General features: G+C 52.6%; 20 protein-coding genes and 1 tRNA gene. 11 read left to right on the top strand and 10 right to left on the bottom strand.

Features of this window, described 5'->3' with window-relative positions:
* The first annotated feature begins 221 nt into the window (after positions 1-221).
* The 4 genes from ACWI0H_RS10160 (at position 222) to ACWI0H_RS10145 (ending at position 5,442) form a co-directional block, all read left to right on the top strand.
* The gene (locus ACWI0H_RS10160; RefSeq protein WP_101146342.1) at positions 222-1,814 is read left to right on the top strand and encodes an MFS transporter; all 1,593 of its coding nucleotides are present in this window, start codon (positions 222-224) and stop codon (positions 1,812-1,814) included.
* A 71-nt stretch (positions 1,815-1,885) separates the two neighbouring features.
* A complete protein-coding gene (locus ACWI0H_RS10155; RefSeq protein WP_101146341.1) occupies positions 1,886-2,344 on the top strand; it encodes a universal stress protein in 459 nt (152 codons plus the stop codon).
* Positions 2,345-2,401: 57 nt separating this feature from the next.
* The gene (locus ACWI0H_RS10150) at positions 2,402-3,895 is read left to right on the top strand and encodes an MFS transporter (RefSeq protein WP_101146340.1); all 1,494 of its coding nucleotides are present in this window, start codon (positions 2,402-2,404) and stop codon (positions 3,893-3,895) included.
* A 530-nt stretch (positions 3,896-4,425) separates the two neighbouring features.
* The gene (locus ACWI0H_RS10145) at positions 4,426-5,442 is read left to right on the top strand and encodes an SDR family oxidoreductase (protein WP_485876061.1); all 1,017 of its coding nucleotides are present in this window, start codon (positions 4,426-4,428) and stop codon (positions 5,440-5,442) included.
* A 112-nt stretch (positions 5,443-5,554) separates the two neighbouring features.
* On the opposite strand, the gene ACWI0H_RS10140 is transcribed toward ACWI0H_RS10145, so the two are convergent.
* From ACWI0H_RS10140 to ACWI0H_RS10125, 4 genes are all read right to left on the bottom strand, one after another.
* Positions 5,555-5,631, bottom strand: a tRNA-Pro gene (locus ACWI0H_RS10140).
* Positions 5,632-5,768: 137 nt separating this feature from the next.
* Positions 5,769-6,584 carry an inositol monophosphatase family protein gene (locus ACWI0H_RS10135; protein WP_485876060.1) on the bottom strand — a complete coding sequence of 272 codons (816 nt, stop codon included), beginning with the start codon at positions 6,582-6,584 and terminating at the stop codon, positions 5,769-5,771.
* A 93-nt stretch (positions 6,585-6,677) separates the two neighbouring features.
* Positions 6,678-7,106: an anti-virulence regulator CigR family protein gene (locus ACWI0H_RS10130; protein ID WP_485876059.1), complete on the bottom strand. Its 429-nt coding sequence runs from the start codon at positions 7,104-7,106 to the stop codon at positions 6,678-6,680.
* 107 nt (positions 7,107-7,213) lie between these two features.
* The gene (locus tag ACWI0H_RS10125) at positions 7,214-7,732 is read right to left on the bottom strand and encodes a pilin (protein WP_336274563.1); all 519 of its coding nucleotides are present in this window, start codon (positions 7,730-7,732) and stop codon (positions 7,214-7,216) included.
* Between the two features lie 241 nt (positions 7,733-7,973).
* Between ACWI0H_RS10125 and pilB the strand changes: the two genes are divergently transcribed.
* The 6 genes from pilB (at position 7,974) to ACWI0H_RS10095 (ending at position 13,751) form a co-directional block, all read left to right on the top strand.
* The gene (gene pilB, locus ACWI0H_RS10120) at positions 7,974-9,731 is read left to right on the top strand and encodes a type IV-A pilus assembly ATPase PilB (protein WP_336269023.1); all 1,758 of its coding nucleotides are present in this window, start codon (positions 7,974-7,976) and stop codon (positions 9,729-9,731) included.
* Positions 9,732-9,734: 3 nt separating this feature from the next.
* Complete coding sequence (locus tag ACWI0H_RS10115; RefSeq protein ID WP_336269024.1) at positions 9,735-10,967, top strand: type II secretion system F family protein; 1,233 nt, start codon at positions 9,735-9,737, stop codon at positions 10,965-10,967.
* 47 nt (positions 10,968-11,014) lie between these two features.
* Positions 11,015-11,860 carry a prepilin peptidase gene (locus ACWI0H_RS10110; RefSeq protein ID WP_485876058.1) on the top strand — a complete coding sequence of 282 codons (846 nt, stop codon included), beginning with the start codon at positions 11,015-11,017 and terminating at the stop codon, positions 11,858-11,860.
* Between the two features lie 95 nt (positions 11,861-11,955).
* Positions 11,956-12,558: a dephospho-CoA kinase gene (gene coaE / locus ACWI0H_RS10105; RefSeq protein ID WP_485876057.1), complete on the top strand. Its 603-nt coding sequence runs from the start codon at positions 11,956-11,958 to the stop codon at positions 12,556-12,558.
* 33 nt (positions 12,559-12,591) lie between these two features.
* Complete coding sequence (gene yacG, locus ACWI0H_RS10100; protein WP_008956862.1) at positions 12,592-12,825, top strand: DNA gyrase inhibitor YacG; 234 nt, start codon at positions 12,592-12,594, stop codon at positions 12,823-12,825.
* 50 nt (positions 12,826-12,875) lie between these two features.
* A complete protein-coding gene (locus tag ACWI0H_RS10095; RefSeq protein WP_485876056.1) occupies positions 12,876-13,751 on the top strand; it encodes a DNA replication terminus site-binding protein in 876 nt (291 codons plus the stop codon).
* Between the two features lie 45 nt (positions 13,752-13,796).
* Here ACWI0H_RS10095 and ACWI0H_RS10090 read toward each other — a convergent pair whose 3' ends face one another.
* The gene (locus ACWI0H_RS10090) at positions 13,797-14,141 is read right to left on the bottom strand and encodes a hypothetical protein (RefSeq protein ID WP_335597554.1); all 345 of its coding nucleotides are present in this window, start codon (positions 14,139-14,141) and stop codon (positions 13,797-13,799) included.
* 373 nt (positions 14,142-14,514) lie between these two features.
* On the opposite strand from ACWI0H_RS10090, the gene ACWI0H_RS10085 reads away from it, so the two are divergent.
* Positions 14,515-15,348, top strand: a complete 834-nt coding sequence (locus ACWI0H_RS10085; protein WP_485876055.1) for a helix-turn-helix transcriptional regulator — start codon at positions 14,515-14,517, stop codon at positions 15,346-15,348.
* An 84-nt stretch (positions 15,349-15,432) separates the two neighbouring features.
* Here ACWI0H_RS10085 and ACWI0H_RS10080 read toward each other — a convergent pair whose 3' ends face one another.
* From ACWI0H_RS10080 to pheA, 5 genes are all read right to left on the bottom strand, one after another.
* Entirely contained in the window at positions 15,433-15,807 is a 375-nt protein-coding gene (locus ACWI0H_RS10080; protein WP_008957328.1) for a histone-like nucleoid-structuring protein, MvaT/MvaU family, read from the bottom strand.
* Positions 15,808-16,140: 333 nt separating this feature from the next.
* A complete protein-coding gene (gene rpsA, locus ACWI0H_RS10075) occupies positions 16,141-17,820 on the bottom strand; it encodes a 30S ribosomal protein S1 (protein ID WP_176303578.1) in 1,680 nt (559 codons plus the stop codon).
* 183 nt (positions 17,821-18,003) lie between these two features.
* Complete coding sequence (gene cmk, locus ACWI0H_RS10070; protein ID WP_336269031.1) at positions 18,004-18,702, bottom strand: (d)CMP kinase; 699 nt, start codon at positions 18,700-18,702, stop codon at positions 18,004-18,006.
* Entirely contained in the window at positions 18,695-20,974 is a 2,280-nt protein-coding gene (locus ACWI0H_RS10065) for a bifunctional prephenate dehydrogenase/3-phosphoshikimate 1-carboxyvinyltransferase (RefSeq protein WP_336269046.1), read from the bottom strand. Before ACWI0H_RS10065 ends, cmk begins: the two co-directional genes overlap by 8 nt.
* Before the next feature lie 5 nt (positions 20,975-20,979).
* On the bottom strand, positions 20,980-22,071 hold the full coding sequence (gene pheA / locus ACWI0H_RS10060) for a prephenate dehydratase (protein WP_008957324.1): 1,092 nt from the start codon (positions 22,069-22,071) through the stop codon (positions 20,980-20,982).
* Positions 22,072-22,075: the final 4 nt, after the last annotated feature.

The raw sequence follows: 22,075 nt of genomic DNA, 5'->3' as shown, positions 1-22,075 counted from the left end.
ACCTCCAAAGACTGTTAGGGTTCTTTTGCGCTGGCGCATCTCTACCCCCGTCCGAATATTTGTCTTTAAAATCAATGAATCTTGCTTTTCAGCGACTACCTCTCAAGAGGTATGTCGCTGTTTTTCATGCCATTTCCACCTATTCCCCAATTCCTTTCCCCAGCGTATCTTGCTTTCTAACTGCTACATGCAGAAAGGTTTGATGCCAAGGGGAAATCGCCATGAGTAAGAGAAACGCCGACATTGAGAAGTGGGAGGTCGAAGACGCCCACTTCTGGGAACAGGAAGGCAAGCACATCGCCAACCGCAACCTATGGATATCCATTCCCAGCCTTTTGATGGGATTCGCTGTCTGGATGATGTGGGGAATGATTACCACCCAGATGCAAAATCTGGGTTTTTCGTTCACGGTTAACCAGCTATTTTCCCTGACCGCACTTGCCGGCTTGGCAGGTGCCACATTGCGCATCCCAGCCTCGTTCATGATCCGCATCGCTGGCGGGCGGAACACCATCTTCCTGACCACCGCGCTGTTGATGATCCCGGCCGCAGGAACTGGTATCGCCTTGATGAACCCAGGCACGCCGTTCTGGGTTTTCCAGGCATTGGCGCTACTTTCCGGTATCGGAGGTGGTAACTTCGCTTGTTCGATGAGCAACATCTCCACATTTTATCCCAGCAAGCAGCAAGGTTACGCCCTGGGCATGAATGCAGGCCTAGGCAATTTCGGCGTCACTACCATGCAGATTGTGATCCCTCTGGTGATGACCGTCGGCATTTTCGGCGCTATGGCCGGATCGCCAATGGAACTGCAAAGCGCTAGCGGTACGTTGATCGGCCGTATCGAAGCAGGTACCGATACCTGGATCCAGAATGCTGGATTTATCTGGCTTGTTTTTCTGATTCCGCTGGCGTTCGCCGGTTGGTTCGGTATGAACAATCTACGCACCATTACGCCCAATCCTGGCCCCCCGCTGGCGGCTTTCGGCAAAATATTAGGGCTTTACGGCGTCGGCCTGGTGACCACCATCGTCGGTATGTTGGCACTCGGCTGGCTTAATATGTGGATTGCCCTGCCGTTAACCATTGTTCTGACTTTAGTGTTGTTGCGCCTGATTCCAGGCGACATCAAGCCCAATATTCAGAAGCAGTTCGCGATATTTTCCAATAAGCACACTTGGTCAATGACCATCCTCTACATTCTAACCTTCGGCTCCTTTATCGGCTTCTCTGCAGCCCTGCCGCTCTCTATCAACGTCATCTTCGGCAACATGATGGAAGCCACTGCCGATGGCACGCTGATTCGCGTAGCCAATCCAGAGGCGCCCAGCGCTTTGACCTGGGCTTGGATAGGCCCCTTCGTCGGCGCCCTGATCCGTCCGCTGGGTGGATGGATCTCCGACAAAGTGGGTGGCTCCATCGTTACCCAAATCATCTCTGCGGTCATGGTGGTTGCCTCTATCGCCACCGGCTACGTGATGATGCAGGCCTATAACGCCACCGATCCCAATCAATTCTTTTGGCTGTTCCTGTTGCTATTCATCGTGTTATTCGCCGCCAGTGGTATCGGCAACGGCTCTACCTTCCGCAGCATCGGGGTTATTTTCGACCAGCAGCAGAAAGGCCCGGTACTTGGCTGGACCTCAGCCGTCGCTGCCTATGGCGCCTTCATCGCCCCGCGTGTAATGGGCGAGCAAATCCAGGCCGGCACACCGGAGCTTGCCATGTACGGCTTTGCGGTCTTCTACGCCATCTGCCTCGTCATCAACTGGTGGTTCTACCTACGCAAGGGTGCCTACGTCAAAAACCCTTGAATACAACTTGCTTCTTTACGCCCGGAGCTTAGCTCCGGGTCTTACCCCCTACCCCAATGCGGGAGGACACTATGAAAATCATGATTGCCTATGACGGTTCTCGGAACGCCAAGCTGGCACTCGCTCAAGTCGTCACTATGTTCCGCTGTAACCAACCTCTGCTGGTACTGGTCGGCGTGGTGGAGAATCCACTCGACGCTACCGATAACAACGAAACGCTTTTTCAGCAGGAACACGATGAGGTCAAACAGCACCTCCAAGAGGGAGTGAAATTCGCTATCGGTGAGGGTTTCCAGGCCGAGCAGCTTCTCGCTGAGGGGGATGCACGCAAGATGCTGCTTCAGGCAACTCGCAAACTCTCACCCGACCTGCTGGTGATTGCTCGCCATAGCCATCAACCGGACGGCGGCATCATCGCCAAGTCGTTGACCTATTTTGTTGATGAACTCGACTACATGACTTTCGGCAGCGTCAGCTCATTCCTGGCCCGGCGCGCCGAGTGTCCCTTGCTGATCTTACCCAGCCCTTGAGCAGCCTCTACCCCTTCTTTGGTACAGACCACCTTTGGGACACAGGACGATACGATCATGAAAGTTTCCGCTGTATTCAAGTTTCGCAGCCCCGAGATCCGGGCCTTGCACCTGACCTGGATTGCCTTCTTTATTACCTTTTACGTGTGGTTCAACATGGCGCCGCTCGCGTCGAGCATGCTCAAGAGTGTCGACTGGCTGACCCCGGACGATCTCAAGCTATTCGCTATTTGTAACGTCGCATTGACCATTCCAGCGCGCATTATCGTCGGCATGGCATTGGACCGCTTTGGGCCACGTCGGGTGTTCTCGGTACTCATGGTAAGCATGTCGCTACCGGCGCTGGCATTTGCTTTCGGTAACAGCATGACGCAGCTGCTAGTGGCGCGCCTGGTGCTGAGCTCGATTGGCGCCAGCTTCGTGGTGGGTATTCACATGACGGCGCTGTGGTTCAAGCCCAAGGACATCGGCTTCGCCGAAGGCTTTTACGCTGGCTGGGGTAACTTCGGTTCCGCCGTAGCGGCCATGTCGCTGCCGACTATCGCCCTGAGCATGTATGGCGGCCCGGATGGATGGCGCTGGGCCATCGCGCAGAGTGCCCTTGTTATGGCCGCTTACGGTGTTTACTACTGGTTCGCGATCACTGATGGCCCAGATGCTCAGGCCCACCGCAAACCACGCAAGACCGCCGCCATGGAAGTGAGCTCCTGGGGCGATATGATCAAGCTGATCATCTGGACGATCCCGCTGGTCGGCGTACTCGCCATTCTAGTCTGGCGCATTCAATATATGGGCTATTTATCGGTTACGGGTGCCGTCATCGCTTATCTAGCCATTATCGCGATCGTCATCTATCAAATTGTCCAGATATTGAGAGTCAATCTACCGATCCTGCGTAAGGGGGTACCGGAGGACGATAAGTACTCTTTCAACAATGTGGCGGCGCTTAACAGCACCTATTTTGCCAACTTTGGAGCTGAACTGGCGGTCGTGTCGATGCTGCCCATGTTCTTTGAGGAGACCTGGGGCCTGAATGCCGCTACGGCCGGTCTGATCGCTGCCTCGTTCGCCTTCGTCAATTTGGTGGCCCGCCCCATGGGCGGCATGGTCTCCGACCGCATGGGTAACCGGCGTTTCGTGATGCTGTGCTACATGTTTGGCATTAGCGTTGGGTTCTTGCTGATGGCCATGCTCAATTCGAGTTGGCCACTCATTCTGGCCATTGCGGTGACCATCGGCACGTCGATTTTCGTACAAGGGGCTGAGGGAGCGACCTTCGGCATCATTCCCTCCATCAAGCGCCGCATCACTGGGCAAATCTCGGGCATGGCTGGCGCCTACGGCAATGTTGGCGCGGTGGTCTACCTAACCATCTTTACGTTTGTCACTCCATCGCAGTTCTTCTACATCATCGCGACTGGCGCCTTCATCAGTTGGGTTATTTGCTTAATGTGGCTGAAGGAGCCAGAAGGCGCTTTCGATGACGAGTACTACGTCTCTTCAGTCGACAGGGACATCGAAGAACAAGCTCTACAGCATGCCAAGCGCTGAACGTTCGGAACTTCTGTAGCATCACGGCGCTGTCCGCATCAATTAGATCCGGACAGCGTCTGTAGCAGCAAAAATAGCGCCCTTCAGAGCGCTCTTAATTAGGAGCCGTAATGTATATTGGCTATATCACACTTCTTAAGCTCTGCATTAAGGGGACTTATTCCAGCCAGCCAATGGTGTGTCTTCCTGCAAATGACGCAACTCAGGTTGATGAGCTTCAGCAATTTGCGCTACCCGACTCACGCCCTTGCCGCCGCACAACCAGCGATTGCTGCTCACAGCGGTCAACTAGCGCCACCACCCAGTATTGCTTCCCTTATCGGGCCCAGGGGACTGCTACCTCCAAGTCATACTGAGGCAGCCCCTCAGGAACAGCACCTGTAGAAGAGCGCTGCGCATCATGCTTGTCGCACCAATCACAGCATTTTGCAATCCTCGCAGAGCGTCTATTCTGAGGAAGTGAATCGAACTGAAAAGCTGAGTTCAACAGTTTTTCCCCAAAAACTGCAGACACTAGCAAGGAGGGCGAAATGGCACTGCATTTGAAAGACTTGGAACATCAAACGGTCATCATCACAGGCGCCACCACGGGTATCGGGCTGGCAACGGCGCGCATGGCCGCCGACCGTGGCGCACGTCTGGTTCTGGTAGCACGTGACGAGAATGCGTTGCGCGAACTTTGTGACGAAATCAACCTCACCGGTGGCGAGGCCGTCCACGTCGCGGTGGATATCGGCGACAAAGCGCAAGTTCACAGGATAACGCAAACCGCCATCGATACGTTTGGCGGCTTCGATACCTGGATCAACAATGCCGGCGTCTCTCTTTTCGGCAACCTGCTCGATATCGACGAGAAGGATTACCACCGACTATTTGACACGACTTACTGGGGCGTCGTGTATGGTTCTCTGGAGGCAGCACGCCACTTGGTAGATAAGCGCCGCGATGGCTACGCTGGTGCGATCATCAACCTTGGCTCGATCGCTTCGGACCAAGCCATCCCCTATCAGGGCATGTATTCGGCCGCCAAGCATGCCGTCAAAGGCTTCACCGACGCACTGCGCATGGAACTTGAGCATGCTGGCGCGCCCATTTCGGTTACGTTGATCAAGCCGGCCAGCATCGCCACGCCCTTCCCCGAGCACGCTGGTAACGTTATGGATACGGAACCGACCCTGCCGCCACCGCTCTACGAACCCCGCATCGTTGCTCGTAGTATCCTTTACTGTGCCGAGCATCCCCGCCGTGACATGTACGTTGGCGGCGGCGGGCGGTTTATGACAGCACTTGGACACTGCGCACCACGGATGATGGACAAAATCATGTCAGCGAAGATCATCAAGCAACAGCAGACCGAGAAACCCGAGCATCGCCGCCACTTCGCATTGCAAGAAGCGGCCACCGATAGGCGGGAACGCGTCCGATACGCCAGCCACGTTTCCAAGACCAGCCTGTACAACAATGCCTCGATGCATCCGTTACTAACCACGACCGTGTTGGCCAGCGCATTAATTGGTGCCGTTGTTCTAGCCGAGCGGCGCCCCTAAAATTGACGACCGATAGTACTTCGCTCATAAGGCTGGCTGCCGCTACGGTTATACCAGCCAACAAAAAACCGCCGATAGGTTTTTACCCAAATCGGCGGTTTTTAATAATCTTTGGTCGGAGCGACAGGATTCGAACCTGCGACCTTTGCAACCCCATTGCAACGCGCTACCAAGCTGCGCCACGCTCCGCTGTCTTTATTGGCCGCTACATCTTTGCCTCAAGACGGTGCGTATACTAGCGGTTTCTTGCATAAATGAAAAGCCTTTATAGCGCTTTCTTTTCAAGTATTTGTCATTCACCACTTAATGCAATCCGCCCTTTCTCGTTAGCGTTGGTCAGCGTCGAGCAGCAGATAGGCCATTGCGTCATAGACACCAGGTGCAGCCACTAGCAAGTGCTCGGGATAAAGGTCTTCTGGCACCGATTTAGGCGGCTCATATAAGTGCCCTACACGCGCCCCGGCTTCTCGTGCAATGACCCAGCCCGCGACAAAATCCCAAGGCGAGACACTTTCGTAATACGCATCTAAGCGACCACAGGCGACATCGCACAAATCGAGTGCCGCCGCCCCGTTACGACGGATATCCTGGCATTCAATAAGCACCGCTTCTAACCGCTTTAAAAGGTGCTTACGCCCTTCTTTACGGTAGGGAAAACCTGTTCCTACCAAGGTGTTCGCTAGTGAATCTGCACTGCTGGGTTGAATGGGCTGATCATTGCAAAAAGCACCTCCGCCTTCTGCAGCGCTAAAGGTTTCGCCTAAAAACGGCGCGTGTACAACACCGACCTTAGCAATGCCCTCTTCCATCCAGCCGATGGACACCGCCACATGACGCAACCCCTGCGCAAAATTGACCGTGCCATCAATGGGATCCACTACCCAAAGCTGCGGCGCTTGCACATGCACAGCGCTCTCGGGGGCGAGCTCTTCACTCAGCCGTGCCTCACCAGGAAAATGCTCTTCAAGCCGCTGGCTAATGAGCTGATCAACGGCTACATCAACATCGGTAACGAGCTCATTGTCTTTTTTCAACCGTTGTGAAAAACCTTGCCGCTCCCGCGCCTGAATGATCATCTGCCCGGCTTCTTCGGCGATGGAAATAGCCTGTTCAAGACGTGCAGCTAATGTGTAGTCGCTCATTAAGTCTCCCTTTAGAACGCCATGATGCTAAGAGCTTCTACCATAAGCCGCCGAGACGTAATTTTCGAGTCATGCCGACTTCAATCATGGTCGTTAACGCAAAACATCGACCAGCACATCTACCACAACGCGCGTGGCTGCTTCGATCAAGACAACATCAGCACCCACACGCTCCCATTCATAGCCTGGGTATTGAGGTAATTGAGTAGCTAACCGACCATCAAAGCGCTTGGCGATACCCGGCGGCAAAGGCTTACCGCGCTCTAAATTGCGCTGAATACCCGGCGGCAATGATTCGGCTCGCGGCGCGTCATGCTGACGAAGTAGCTGGCGAAGTTCACGCTCGTTGATGCGGGGTAGGTCGACTCGTCCATCACGGGTCTGTCGTGATTGATGTGATTCTTGCTGGTGGCCTTTATCACGCGCACCGTGGGCAGGCGCATGTGCAGGCTGTGCAAAAGCCGCGCTATTGAGAAGCAGCGCGCCGAGCGTACTCAGGACAATTAATTTGATAGGATTCACTGCAGGCTCCTCACTTTGGGTCAGAGCCTACAGTGTAACGAGCAAATGCGTAGGGATTATGGAAATAAAAAAGGGCCCGCAGGCCCTATGGTGCAGATTAAGACATATTACTCACGACAAGCCGAAGGAAGGTAGGTGTCATCAATGTCATCGCTAGAACAACGCCACCCTGTAATTTGCCCTCCATCAGTGTTATTGCTTGCTACTACTTCCGTGCCATTTTGTACACTAATCATGGGTTGAATTGTCATCGATGAATCACTGTGAACACCGTTATCGAAAGCTACAGTGAACCCACCACTTGCACCGCCATCAAGGGTCACATCATCGATATACTCGCCACCAATTTCACTCGCGGTTTGTGCAATGTAAGAGGGCTGGCCACCGGCTGGCTGCATATAACCAACAAAATTACCGTTCTCAGAAAAATATAAACCAATATCAGTCCGTAAACCTGCAGTGGCAGTAAAGGCTTCAGTAGCCTGCGCCCTACCCACATAATTTTGGTATTGCGGTACAGCGATAGAAGCCAATACACCAATAATCGCCACCACGATCATCAGCTCAATCAGCGTGAAACCGCCCTGTTTCGTGCTGCGGGCGTTGAGTTGTGCAGATTTCTGCATGAAGACATCTCCTACGGGGAAAGAGCAAGCTTTTCTAAGGAATGAGCTTCCTTAAAAAGAGTTAGCGTTAATAAGCGTTACACTAGCTTACGTGATGCTTTTTTACAACAGATTCTCTAAACGCTATCGGCCCAGCTATCTACTACTTGAGCAGTTTTTGAATGACTAGGCATGTAGTGCCTGCAACCGCTAGTTTATGGTACAAGTAGTTCGCCTACGCCGATGTAAAACAGGTTTTTTGATGAGCCAACCCCCTTTTGAGTCGACCCTAAGCCACGCCGCTGCTCGTGGTGGCCTGCGCGGCATTGCTCAGCGCTTGGTGAAACACGGCTTGCTGACCGATGCCCAGGCCGCAACGGCGGAAACAACCGCGTCGGATTTGGAAATATCGCTACTTCAGCATGTTATCGAGAGCGGCTTGGTAGATGCTATCGAAGCCACCGTGGCGGCGGGTTGGGAGTATGGGCTTCCGGTCGTTGATTTAGAGGCGTTGCGCTTAAATACACTCCCGCCTGCCGCTGACTACCCCATCAAGGTGCTGCAGAATCTTAATATTCTGCCATTAGCGCGCCATGGCCACCGCCTTACCGTCGCGGTGCCCTACCCCGCCACGTTAACGCAACTGGATGAATTACAGTTTGCTACGGGCCTTAGCGTTGAAGGCGTGCTCGCGCCTGTTGACCAAATTACAGTCGCGCTGAATAACTACCTTGCGCAAAACGAGCGCGGCATGCTCGATGAGCTTGATGATATTGACGATGCGGTAAGCTCGCTGAACGTGGTACAAAATAGCGATGGTAACGAAGTCCCGCTTGAAGAGTCCTCGCAAAATAGCGAGGACGCTCCCATCGTTAAGTTTGTTAACAAGATATTGTTAGATGCCATTCGCCGTGGTGCGTCTGATATCCACTTCGAGCCCTACGAAACACTCTATCGGGTACGCTTTCGTGTGGATGGCATGCTGATAGAAGTGGCACGCCCTCCCTTTGCCATGCGCAACCGCATTGCAGCCCGTCTGAAAATCATGGCTCGCCTTGATATTTCAGAGCGCCGCCTGCCACAAGATGGCGCGATCAAGCTCAAGTTATCGCGCACCCGCTCGCTTGATTTTCGTGTTAACTCGTTGCCGACTGTTTATGGCGAAAAGCTGGTGCTCAGGATTTTAGATCCTACCGCCGCTCAGTTAGGTATTGAGCAGCTGGGCTTTACCGATGAGCAGCGTAGTCACTACGAGCAGGCATTGAAGCAGCCCCAAGGCATGATTCTGGTCACCGGCCCGACCGGTAGCGGTAAAACGGTTTCGTTATATACCGGCATCAATATTCTTAACAAAATTGAGCGCAATATTTGTACCGCTGAAGACCCGGTTGAAATCAAAGTAGCGGGTATCAACCAGGTAAACGTATTGCCTAAAATCGGCCTCGATTTTGCCAGTGCGTTAAGAGCGTTTCTACGCCAAGACCCTGACGTAGTGATGGTGGGCGAGATTCGTGACCTTGAAACGGCTGAAATTGCTGTTAAGGCCGCGCAAACGGGCCACTTAGTGCTATCTACCGTACACACCAACTCGGCTGCTGAAACACTCACACGCTTGGCTAATATGGGCGTCTCCTCGTTTAACATTGCTAGTGCCGTTAGTCTGATTATTGCCCAACGCCTTGCTCGCAAACTTTGCAAGCATTGCAAGGAGCCTATTGACATTCCTCACGAAGCGCTACGTAAAGAAGGGTTTAATAATGATGAAATACAGCAAGCGAGTATCTATAAGCCGGTAGGTTGCAAACACTGCACTCAGGGCTATAAAGGCCGCATTGGCATTTATGAGGTGGTGCCCATTACTGACGCGATGAACCAGTTAATTATGCGCGACGCTAATGCGTTAGATATTGATCATCAGGCACGTAAAGAAGGTTACCCCAGCCTTCGCCGCAGTGGTTTGTTAAAAGTCATGCAGGGCATTACCAGCCTGGAAGAGGTTAACCGAGTGAGCAAGGAGTAAGGCATGGCTAAAACGGCACGTCGACGCCCAACGCCCGCCATCAAACTATCGCGCTGGAAATGGGTAGGTAAAGGTCCTCAAGATAGGCCGCTAAGCGGCGAAATGATTGGCCGCAGCAAAGCTGAAGTAGCGGCTGAGCTTGCCAAGCAGAACATCGTTATCCGGCGCATTTCTAAAAAGGGCAACCTGGGCGGCAGCGGTCGTATTAATCCTAATGATGTCATGGTCTTTGCGCGCCAAATGGCCACCATGATTCGAGCGGGCATCCCCTTACTACAAGCGCTGCAAGTAGTGGCCGAGAGCCTAAAAAAACCCGCCATGGTTGCTCTCGTACAGCATATGATGAGCGATGTGTCGTCGGGTTCTAGTTTCTCCGACGCTCTACGCCGCCATCCCAAACACTTTGACCGGCTGTTTGTTAATCTGGTTAATGCTGGTGAGCAGTCAGGTGCGCTCGATCAGATGCTTGATCGTGTTGCGACTTATAAAGAGAAAGTAGAGTCGCTCAAAGCACGGGTAAAGAAAGCGCTTTGGTACCCTACTGCCGTTATGACCATTGGCATCGCGGTGACTATGCTCTTGTTAATCAAAGTGGTGCCTGAATTTGAAAGCATGTTTCAGAGCTTCGGCGCGGAGCTTCCCGCACTTACCCAGATGACCGTGAATTTGTCCGAGCTTGCCCAGCGCTATTGGCTTGTGGCGCTGGGGGCGGTGATTGGCGCGGTACTACTGCTCAAATTTAGCATTCAGCGTTCTGCTAAGGTCGCTTACCGCATGCACGCCTTACTGCTTCGCTTACCGGTAATCGGCGATATTATGCATAAATCTGCTATTGCTCGCTTCTCGCGTACATTAGCTACCACCTTTGCCTCAGGCGTGCCGTTAGTCGAGGGCTTAGATACTGCCGCCGGGGCCACAGGTAATAAAGTATACGAACGCGCGGTGATTCAAACGCGCCAAGACGTGGCGACCGGGCAGCAATTGCATTTCGCTATGCGGATGACTAACCGCTTCCCTCCTCTGGCGATCCAGATGGTTAGTATCGGCGAAGAGGCGGGCTCGCTGGATGCCATGTTGAACCGCGTCGCCGATTATTACGAAGAAGAGGTCGACAATAAAGTCGATGCACTCACTTCGCTAATGGAGCCCGTTATTATCGTGGTACTGGGCGTGCTGGTCGGCGGCGTTGTTGTCTCGATGTATCTACCTATCTTCGACTTAGGGTCTGCACTCTAAGCCTCAAACTGCCAATAACGCTACGTTTAAGAAACCTAAGGAGCTACATGCACCACCCTCCGCTTATCGTGTGGTTTATCGTTTTACTTTTAGGGCTCTGTTTAGGCAGTTTTCTTAATGTTGTTATCACGCGCCTACCGGTCATGCTGATGCGCCATTGGCGCCGTGAGGCGCGTGCAGCGCTTGAACTGGATGACGAACACTCGCCACGCTTCAATTTAGCCACACCAGGCTCTCTGTGCCCCCGCTGCGAAACCCCGATCGCCTGGCACGACAACCTGCCTTTGATTGGTTGGATTAAACGCCGCGGGCGGTGTGCAGAGTGTCAAACGAGCATCAGTGTTCAATATCCGCTGGTGGAAATGGCCGGTGGCCTACTGGCATTAGCGGTACTGGCACTCCATGGCCTCACTGCAGAGTCATTGTTTATTTACGGCGCCTGCTTGATGCTGTTAGCACTCGCCGTGATCGATTTTCGTACCCAGTTATTGCCGGATGTCATTACGCTCCCGCTGCTATGGGCAGGCTTACTTTTTCAGCTACTCTTTCAGCCGTTTATGCTCCCCGATGCCGTTATTGGCGTGATGGTGGGCTATCTTTCTCTATGGAGTTTTTATTGGCTGTTCAAACTCGTCACCGGGAAAGAGGGTATGGGCTTTGGCGACTTTAAGCTGCTGGCAGCGTTGGGTGCCTGGCTAGGATGGAGCTTTTTACCGCTTATCTTGATACTTTCCGCAGGGCTTGGCGCGGTGGTTGGTTTGACTGCTCAGGCCTGCGCGCCTCGCTTACGTGGCAAACCGCTACCCTTTGGGCCTTTTCTTGCCCTCGCGGGTTGGGTAGCGTTATTAGTTGGCGATGAGCTAATGGCGCTGTATCTCAGCCTGCTTATGTAAAGTTTAACTATTGTTATTTTGGTTATTAAAAACTGGCTATTAAAACTGAGCTAGTGAATTTGGATTATTGAAAACCGAGCTAAGTGAGGCAGCAGATGATTATCGGATTAACCGGTGGCATTGGGTCGGGCAAATCGACTGTTGCGCGCGCCTTTGAAACACTTGGTGCTGCCTCGGTCGACGCTGATGATGTCGCCAGAGAAATCGTTCTACCTGGCGAACCGGCACTATTAGCCATTAAAAACCGCTTCGGTGATCAGGTCATGCATCATGATGGCACGCTTAACCGCGCGGCCCTACGCGATATTATTTTTAAAGATCCAGAGCAGCGACAATGGCTAGAATCAGTCACACACCCCAAAATAAGAGAACGTCTATTGCAGCACTTAGCGCAGCTTAAAACACAAGGCGCGCCTTATGTGCTACTGGTATCACCGCTGCTATTTGAGTCGGGCCAAAATTTGCTAGCCAACCGAGCGGTCGTTGTCGATGTACCACAAGCGCTACAATTATCGAGAACCCAGCAACGCGATGGGGTGAGCGAAAGCCAAGTGCATGCTATTCTCGCCGCCCAGCTTTCCCGCGAACAACGACTAGCACAAGCAGATGACGTGATAGATAACAGCGGTGACCATGCCAGCATGATGGAGCAAGTGGTGCGGCTGGATCAACGCTACCGTCAGCTGCTTAACGACTGAGATATCGCCCCTGTTAACGTAATTGGAGTTTTTATGGTTCGCCCTGCAAACGATTCCCCGCTTGAAGTTAGTTGCCCTCAGTGCGCTAAGCGTGTGCCTTGGCTGCCTGAGAGCACCTATCGCCCTTTCTGCAGCAAACGCTGCCAACTGTTAGATTTAGGTGCCTGGGCCGATGAGTCGCACCGCATATCGGGCGAATCGGCGATGGATGAAGCTGATATTGAAACACTGTTGGCGCAAGCCGATAAGGATGCGCCGCTCTCATAACGCATCAAACAACCGACGTTTTAAGTCCCGCAATCCACATGGCTACAACAATGCCTGATCAACCATCGCCCTCGGCCTATCATCTGCTGCTTCAGCTGGAGCAGCAGTTTGACACTTTAATTGACATGATTGAGACCGCTGTTTCGCTTTTTGAACGGCAGCAACCGGCATCGTGGGTCTTTCATCAAGCAACACTCTCTCGCCACTGGCTACGCGAAGCGCTTTTCGATATGTGGCATGAACAAGATCAGGATGGTCGCGAAACGCGAAATTACATTGCCATTGTGGCTGCTAATGATGAATTACTGACAGCGGTAGACGCCGTTAATCAAGCCAAAAAAAGTTTTGCTGAGCTGCTGCAACATATTAAACAGGCTTTTCCACAAACGTTGAGCGACGCCAAAAGCCGTCTGCCACAACGCCATCCCTTCGTTGATGAAGCGTTAAGGCGCAATGGGCTTGCCCGCCTGCACCTTAAGCAGAGTTGGCGTCAACTGCCCATCGCGCAAGCGCCCGTGTCACGGGTTCGCTTTGCGTGGTATAGCAGTGGTCGCTCCATAAAGCGGCTGACCGTTCAAGAGGCTGAGCAAAAGCTTTTAAAGCTCGATACCGATGCACCGCATATCCGTATTCAACTACGCAAACTAGCAGGCATCCCAAGCGGCGAAGTGCTCGCCCAGGTGCAAACGCAAGCTCCCCTTATGCGGGCAAATCTATTTTTTACCGAGCCACTCGATGATGGACATACAAGGCGAGCACTGAATGCGGCCATGCCTATCTTCGTGCCAGACAATAACCAGCGGCTGCCACACATAAACGTGCCCGCTTTACAGCCCCCCACTACCCGCACACGGGCACGACGGCGCGATGAAAAGCTTGAGCCAGATGTATTTCTGCCGAGTTTGCGCGTTTACCGCTACCGTTAGCATTACCACACGTAGGATATTGTAGAGGTGCTAACTACCTAGCCCTTACTCCCTGCCTGGCACTTGATCCTGCTGCCATAACCCATAGCCAAGTAGTGTTTCGACCAGTTCAGCCAGATCGCCCTGGTCAATACCATACTCATTCAGCAGAGCCTCAAAGCGCTGTTTAAACACACGCTCCTGCTCGTCTTGTTGTTCCTTCTGCTTTGTTTCTACATCATCTTGCTCCAATGCCGCAAGCGATCGTACCGGCGGCCCCGTCGGTATATCAAAGTCGCTATCAGGATCGTCTAACTGACGTAACGCCTGCGCAAAGGCATCGTCTAATTCACGGAATTTACGCAGTTTCTCACGCTCATCTACCGGCTTTTGAACCTTTTGATATTTCATCGATGTTTCATTTACACCTTACTTGAAATGGTCGACATGGCTACAAACGTAGCATTTTTTTGCAAAAACTGTGCACAAACGCGTAAAGATAACGAGCAAACTTGCCTTTGCCACCCTGTTGCCAGCATAAAGACAACATCATTAGGCACACGATGGTGACAAACACTTTATCAAATACGCCACAGTCAGCGGTAACTCAAAAATTGATGCTTAGCATCAACATAGCCACAAGTAGCCTGAATAGAGATTCAACGCTCATCTAGACGCTGAACATTTGCTATTCAGCTAGGTTACCAAACATTAACGCACTGGGAGAGTGCACTACAGGCGAGATAAGCACGACCTGTACGATTCACGCATGAGAGGCCAGATAATGTTCAACGCGATGACACGAGCTGAGATCTGGCTACAGGACACACTTGATAAGCCACTCGGTATTGAAAACCTTGCTAACCATATTGGTTATTCGTCTTCCCAAGTACGGCGCCAATTTCGCCAAAGCTTTCACATTTCGCCTAGCGCCTACCGCGAAAAAAGACGATTAGAACGGGCGGCTGTATTGTTAGCCCTTACGCCTCTCAATATAGCGCAAATTGCGATACGTTGTGGGTATCATAATCACTCGTCCTTTTCACGCGCATTCCAGCGTCGCTATCAGCTTAGGCCACGTAATTTTCGGCAATCACTAAAAAGCACGTTGTCACGTTCAATGCCTAATCCAGGCTTCAAAACTGACATCCAAAAAGCCAGTGACCGGCAAATGATCCTAATGCGCCTCTATCAAGCTCCCGAGCATATTAAAGGGCTAGGGGATGCACGCTACCACAACAAGCAGCTAGCCTGCTTACAGGCGCGATTACGCCTATCGACAACCACCATTTCACTGCCTGATATACTATCGGCCAAAGTGGGTGCGCTTAATAATGATTATTTTCATTCTTACCGCACAGACGTAGGCCTTTACCTTGAACCAGCAGATAACGCTCAAGACATTGCCTTACCGGTGCCTTATCGGCGGGTCGACATTCCAACCCACTATTATTCAAGTACGCGCTTTGGTGATTTAGCTGATCTTTATGATGCGTTGAAGCATACCATCGCGCACTTGCTTTACAGCCAGAATAGCTTCCACGTAAGCGGTTACCCGCCTCAGGTCTTATGGAAAGCACATTGTTTAGAGCTTCGGCTCCCGCTTATAAGTCAGTAGGAAAGATAACGTCTTTGAGGCACCGCTGAGCTGGGGTAATAAAAAACCGGCACTTCTGTAAAGAAATGCCGGTTATTAAATTTCTTAATCTTCCATGCGAACCAGCCAGGATTCGACGGCTTCATCGCCGTACTCATCCTTCCAGCTACGCAGACCTTTATGATTGCCACCACGCGTTTCGATGACTTCCCCGGTTTTAGGGTTTTTATAAATTTTAAGACGACGCTTACGGCGCGCATTGCCACTAGCCGTCGTTTTAACGCTGCGCTGATCAGAAGCGGGATCTAGTAAAGCAATGACGTCGCTAGGACGCTTGCCGAACTCAGTCATAAGCGCTTCAAGTTTGGCCTTGAACTCCAACTCGCTTTTAAGGCGCTGATCGCCTTCTAAGCGCTGTAGGTCTTCTTGAAGCTGCTTCAGCTGCTGTTCTTTTTGAATATATTCGTTAAGTAATGACATCGGGGTTCCTTTAGTATCGTATCCAACTGAACGGGGTCCAACTGAAAGGGGTTCAACTGGCTTAGGTGCTAACTTGACAACCTTGGCACCCACTAGTTCAGAATGCTGGGACATTATTGCTGTAAAAAGACTAACTGACAACAGTCTAGTTGATTTTTACTCAATTACTAATCGTTTTTTAAAAACACAACTGCTATTTAAAGTGTTTTATAACCCTAATAGCTCATCATTGCTTTGTGAATTTATGTGTCATCTATTAGAAGGCTCAACACTTACAAACAAAAGCGCCGCCCATAAGGGCGGCGCTTTTATCAACCAATAACTAATCGATAATTAGTCTTGGCCCATCTGCTGCTTGATCAGGTCGCCGATTGTAGTCGGGCCACCCGCAGTTTCCGGCTCTTGCTCACGCATCTTCTTCAGGTTCTGACGCGTATCATCCTGGTCTTTCGCTTTTACCGACAGGTTAATCTGACGGCTCTTGCGATCAACACTCACGATACGGGCTTCTACACTGTCGCCTTCATTCAGTACATTACGCGCGTCTTCTACGCGATCAGCACTAATTTCAGAAGCTTTCAGCACAGCAATAACGTCAGTCGCCAATTCAACTTGAGCTTCTTTAGCATCAACTTCAATGACACGACCCGTTACGATGCTGCCCTTATCATTGACTGACAAGTACTCAGCAACGGGGTCAGAATCCATCTGCTTGATGCCCAGCGAGATACGCTCACGCTCAGGATCAATAGACAGGATAACGGCTTCAGCTTCGTCGCCTTTCTTAAAGCTGCGTACGGCTTCTTCGCCAGTATCAGTCCAAGAAATATCAGACAGGTGAACCAGACCGTCGATACCGCCTTCCAGGCCGATAAAGATACCGAAGTCAGTGATCGACTTGATGGTACCTGAAACGCGATCGCCCTTGTTGTAGTCAGTGTTGAAGGTTTCCCACGGGTTAGCAGTACACTGCTTGATGCCCAGAGAAATACGACGACGCTCTTCGTCGATATCCAACACCATGACGTCAACATCATCGCCCACTTGAACGACTTTAGACGGATGGATGTTTTTGTTGGTCCAGTCCATTTCAGACACGTGAACCAGACCTTCAACACCCTCTTCCAGCTCAGCAAAGCAACCGTAGTCAGTCAGGTTAGTGACGACTGCGTGTACCTTCATGCCTTCTGGGTAACGCTCTTTAATGTTGACCCACGGATCTTCGCCCAACTGCTTCAGACCCAGTGAAACGCGGTTGCGCTCACGGTCAAACTTCAGAACCTTGACGTTGATCTCGTCGCCAACGGCAACGATTTCGGACGGATGCTTAATACGCTTCCACGCCATGTCTGTGATGTGCAGCAAGCCGTCAACACCACCCAGGTCTACGAAAGCGCCGTAGTCTGTCAGGTTCTTAACGATACCCTTGATCTGCTGGCCTTCTTGCAGCGTTGCCAGCAGCGCTTCGCGCTCGGCACTGTTCTCTGCTTCCAGAACCGCACGACGTGATACCACGACGTTGTTGCGCTTCGGATCAAGCTTGATGACTTTGAAGTCCAGCTCTTTATTTTCCAGGTGCGCAGTGTCGCGAACCGGACGAACGTCAACCAACGAGCCAGGCAAGAAGGCACGGATAGAGTCAACTTCAACTGTGAAGCCGCCTTTAACCTTACCGTTAATAACGCCCTTGATGATTTCGTCTTTCTCGAAGGCTGCTTCCAGAACCTTCCAAGCTTCTGCGCGCTTGGCTTTTTCACGGGACAGACGAGTTTCACCGAAGCCATCTTCAACGGCTTCCAATGCAACGTGCACGTCGTCACCGATAGCGATGTTCAGGTTACCGTGTTCATCGCGGAATTGTGACGCCGGAATCTGACCTTCAGATTTTAGGCCAGCGTTGACAGTAACCCAGTCACCGTCAATGTCGACAACCTGAGCCGCGACAATAGCGCCTGGCTCCATGTTGATGTCGTTAAGAGACTGTTCAAACAGCTCAGCAAAGCTTTCGCTCATGGTGTTCCTACGTAATTACGTTGTTGAGGCATAAATGCCTTCTCCGCACCACCAGCAAGTGCGGGCCTAATGTCACTCAGCCTTTGGGGGTGTTAACGCTGGTTAGACCTGACCGGGCTCACCGATGTGAGTTTAGTGCCCTGCCACGTCGTGACACCTATCCAAAAGCGCCGCAAGGGAGAATCACACGCCGCTTACCAGCCCTCTTTGGGCGAGCAGTTCGGTCAGTCGTTCAACCACTTCCGGTATGCTCAGACGCGTGGTATCAAGCGTAATGGCATCATCTGCCGGCTTGAGAGGGGCCACGCTGCGTTGCGTGTCGCGTGCATCGCGTGCCTGAATCTCCTTTAAAAGACTCGAAAGACTAGCATTCACCCCGGCTTCCTGCAACTGCAGATGACGCCGACGTGCCCGTTCGTCGGCACTTGCCGTCAAAAAAATCTTTAGCGTGGCGTCGGGAAACACCACCGTGCCCATATCGCGGCCATCGGCCACCAACCCTGGCGCTTGGCAAAAATCGCGCTGGCGCTGCAGCAATGCCTGACGCACAGCAGGAAGCGCTGCTACTTGCGAGGCACGCTCCCCAGCCTGTTCGGTACGAATCACCTGACCAACATCTTCACCTTCTAGTAGCGTTCGTGGCTGACCATCTTCAACTGGAAAGGCGACATCCAATTGCTCCGCTAAGCGGGCAAGCCCCGCCTCATCGTCAACGGCTACGTTGTGCTTAACCGCTGCTTGAGCCGTCAGCCGATACAGTGCGCCACTATCCAGCAAATGCCAGCCCAGGCGTTCTGCTACTAAACCACTAATGGTGCCTTTACCTGCCCCGCCTGGGCCATCAATGGTGAGCACTGGAACAGCTGAAGCGCGATCATTCATGCGCGCCCTCCACGTTAACGCCCATGCCAATGCGCGTGGCTAATTCAACGAAATCAGGGAAAGAGGTCGCCACATTGGCGCAGTCTTCAATCTCAATTTCTGCACTCGCCCGCAGAGATGCAATCGCAAACGCCATGGCAATACGGTGATCACCCAGGCTATCGATACGCCCACCGCCATAACTGGCCACCTCGGCATTACCGTTGCCGGTAATATCGATACCGTCATCAAGTAGCGTGTGCTTAACACCCAAGATGGCCATGCCATCCGCCATTGCCTGGAGGCGATCGGACTCTTTAACACGCAGCTCTTCTGCGCCTCTTAGGCGGGTTACGCCGTTTGCGTTGGCGGCAGCAATAAAGAGGGCAGGAAATTCATCAATCGCTAACGGCACTTGATCAACGGGAATATCAATCCCTTTAAGTGGCGCATAGCGAACACGAATATCCGCCACCGGCTCGCCCCCTACCTCACGCTCATTTTCAAGCGTTAAATCGGCCCCCATCAAATTCAGAATATTGATAACGCCGATCCGGGTGGGATTAATACCTACATGCTCAAGGGTAATATCAGAACCCGGTGTGATAGCCGCTGCGACTAAGAAAAACGTTGCTGAAGAGATATCCGAAGGCACATCGATCGGCCCAGCCGTTAACTTACCGCCACCCTGCAGCCAGCAGGTATCACCTTCTCGAGAAACCGCATAACCAAAGCCATTGAGCATACGTTCGGTGTGGTCGCGTGTGGGCGCTGGTTCACGTACACGGGTTTCGCCTTCGGCGTAGAGCCCCGCCAACAGCAAGCAGGATTTCACCTGGGCGCTGGCCATAGGCATATCGTAATAAATGCCCTTTAGATTAGCGCCGCCGTGAATTTTCAGCGGTGGGCGGCCGCCTTCAGCCGTATCAATGGTGGCTCCCATTAGACGTAGCGGGTCAGCCACGCGTCCCATAGGGCGCTTGGTCAGCGACTCATCGCCGGTTAGCTCACTATCAAACGCCTGACCTGCGAGCAGCCCTGAAAACAACCGCATCGCGGTGCCTGAGTTGCCTACATAGAGCGGCCCCGCGGGGGCTTTTAAACCGTGCATGCCAACGCCATGGATGGTGACTTTACCTTGATGCGGTCCTTCAATCGCCACGCCCATTTCACGAAACGCCTGCAGCGTCGCCAAGCTATCTTCGCCTTCCAGAAAGCCTTTTACTTCAGTAACACCCTCTGCCAGCGCGCCCAGCATAATAGAGCGATGTGACATGGATTTATCGCCGGGCACGCGCAGGCGCCCCTGGGCTTGACCGCCCGGCTGCACACGGTAGGTGACCTTACCTTGTGGTTGCATATGGTATTCCGCCTGATAGCTGGTTTTGTTCAATAAAGAGTCGAAATAGTGCCGGGCATGGCTCGCCCGATCGAAGGTGGCAATTAACGCATCGCTGTCACCGGTTTCTACCGCATGACGCAAGCGAGAAAGCCCTGCTTCAAAATCATCCAACGATGCTAAAACCGCCTGCTTATTGGCAATAAAAATATCCCGCCACATTACCGGGTCGCTTCCCGCGATACGGGTAAAATCGCGAAAACCGCCCGCTGCGTAACGGAAAATATCTAGCCGCTCATCCTGACGAGCCAGCGTATCCACCAATGAAAATGCTAATAGATGAGGTAAATGGCTAGTGCGCGCCAGCACTTGGTCATGGCGCTCAACGTCCATTTCCAGCACATCGGCACCGCAGGCTTCCCACAAGCTACGGACGCGCTGCAAGGCATCGGCATCTACGTTGGGCTCGGGCGTAAGTATCACTTTATGATTCACATAAAGGCGTGGATTCGCCGCCGCCACACCGCTTTTCTCTGAACCGGCGATGGGGTGCCCTAACACCATATTGGTGGGAACTTGGCCAAATACTCGCTCAGCGCAGGCGCGGATAGTGGCTTTAGTGCTACCGACATCAGTAATGACCACACTCGGTGACGCAGATGCCAGGGCACCCGCCAAATGAGTCATTACACTTTCCATCGCCAGCACCGGCACAGCCAACACCACCATAGTAGCGCCACTCACTTGCTCCGCAAGGTGGGTGCCACCTGAGTCGATCAGACCCATCTCTATACCGCGAGCAATTTCATCTTTATCAGGGTCACAGGCAACAATCTGCCCCTTAAATCCTGAAGCGCGCAGAGCTGCCGCAAGCGAACCACCAATTAATCCCAGACCAACAATTAATAAGCGCGACTCATGACAAGATGATGTTGTTACGCTGCTTCCAACCATTAACGTCACAGTACCCCTATCGGGTAGGAACCCAGCACACGCAAGTCCGCCGCCCGCAGCTGCACCTCTTCAAGCACCGCCGCGACCTTGGGCTCATCACGATGGCCTTTAAAGTCTATAAAAAAGACGTAGTTCCACACACCAGTGCGCGAAGGACGTGTTTCAAGGCGCGTTAAATCAATCTGATGGCGATGGAACGGCTCCAGTAACGCGTGCAAAGTACCCGGCTGATTGCGCATGGCAACCACAATAGAGGTTTTATCCTCTCCTGCCATGGGCACATCCTGGTTGCCAATAATCAAAAATCGCGTGGAGTTATCCGGGCTGTCTTCAATTTTTTCGGCAATGTGCTCAAGCCCATAAAGCTTGGCTGCCATATCACCTGCAATCGCCGCACTATGCCACTCGGTTTTGACTAACTTAGCCGCTTCCGCATTAGAGGAAACCGGAACTCGCTCCGCATGGGGATAGTGAGCATCCAGCCATTTACGACACTGGGCAAACGACTGCGGGTGCGAGTAGATACGCGAGACTTTATCGCGACGGGTCGTTTCACTGACCAGCAGATGATGGTGAATACGCAGCACCACCTCGCCACAAATTTTGATGGAGGAGTCCATGAAAGTGTCCAGGGTGTGATTGACCACCCCCTCGGTGGAGTTTTCCACCGGCACCACGCCGTAATGCACAGCGCCCGCCTCTACCTCGCGAAACACTTCATCAATCGCCGCCATGGGCAGACTGACTGCACTTTCACCAAAGTGCTTGAGCGCCGCCTGCTGAGTGAAAGTGCCCTCAGGGCCCAAGTAAGCCACTTTAACCGGCTGTTCAAGTGCCAAACACGCCGACATGATTTCGCGAAACAGGCGCGCCATCTCTTCTGAATCAAGCGGGCCTTTATTCAAGGCCATGATGCGCCGTAGCACCTGAGCCTCTCGCTCAGGGCGGTAGAACACCGCATCTTTATCTTCGGCCAGCTTCACATGCGCCACTTGCTGGGCACAGCTGGCGCGCTCGCTGATGAGATTCAGAATATCGCTATCGAGCTGATCGATTCGCTGGCGCAGCTCATCCAGATTGATCGACGTGTCGGACATGGTG

It is taken from the genome of Halomonas sp. NYA30 (assembly GCF_976980765.1).
The sequence above is the reverse complement of the archived record's forward strand: the minus strand, read 5'-3'. Positions and strand labels throughout refer to the sequence as shown.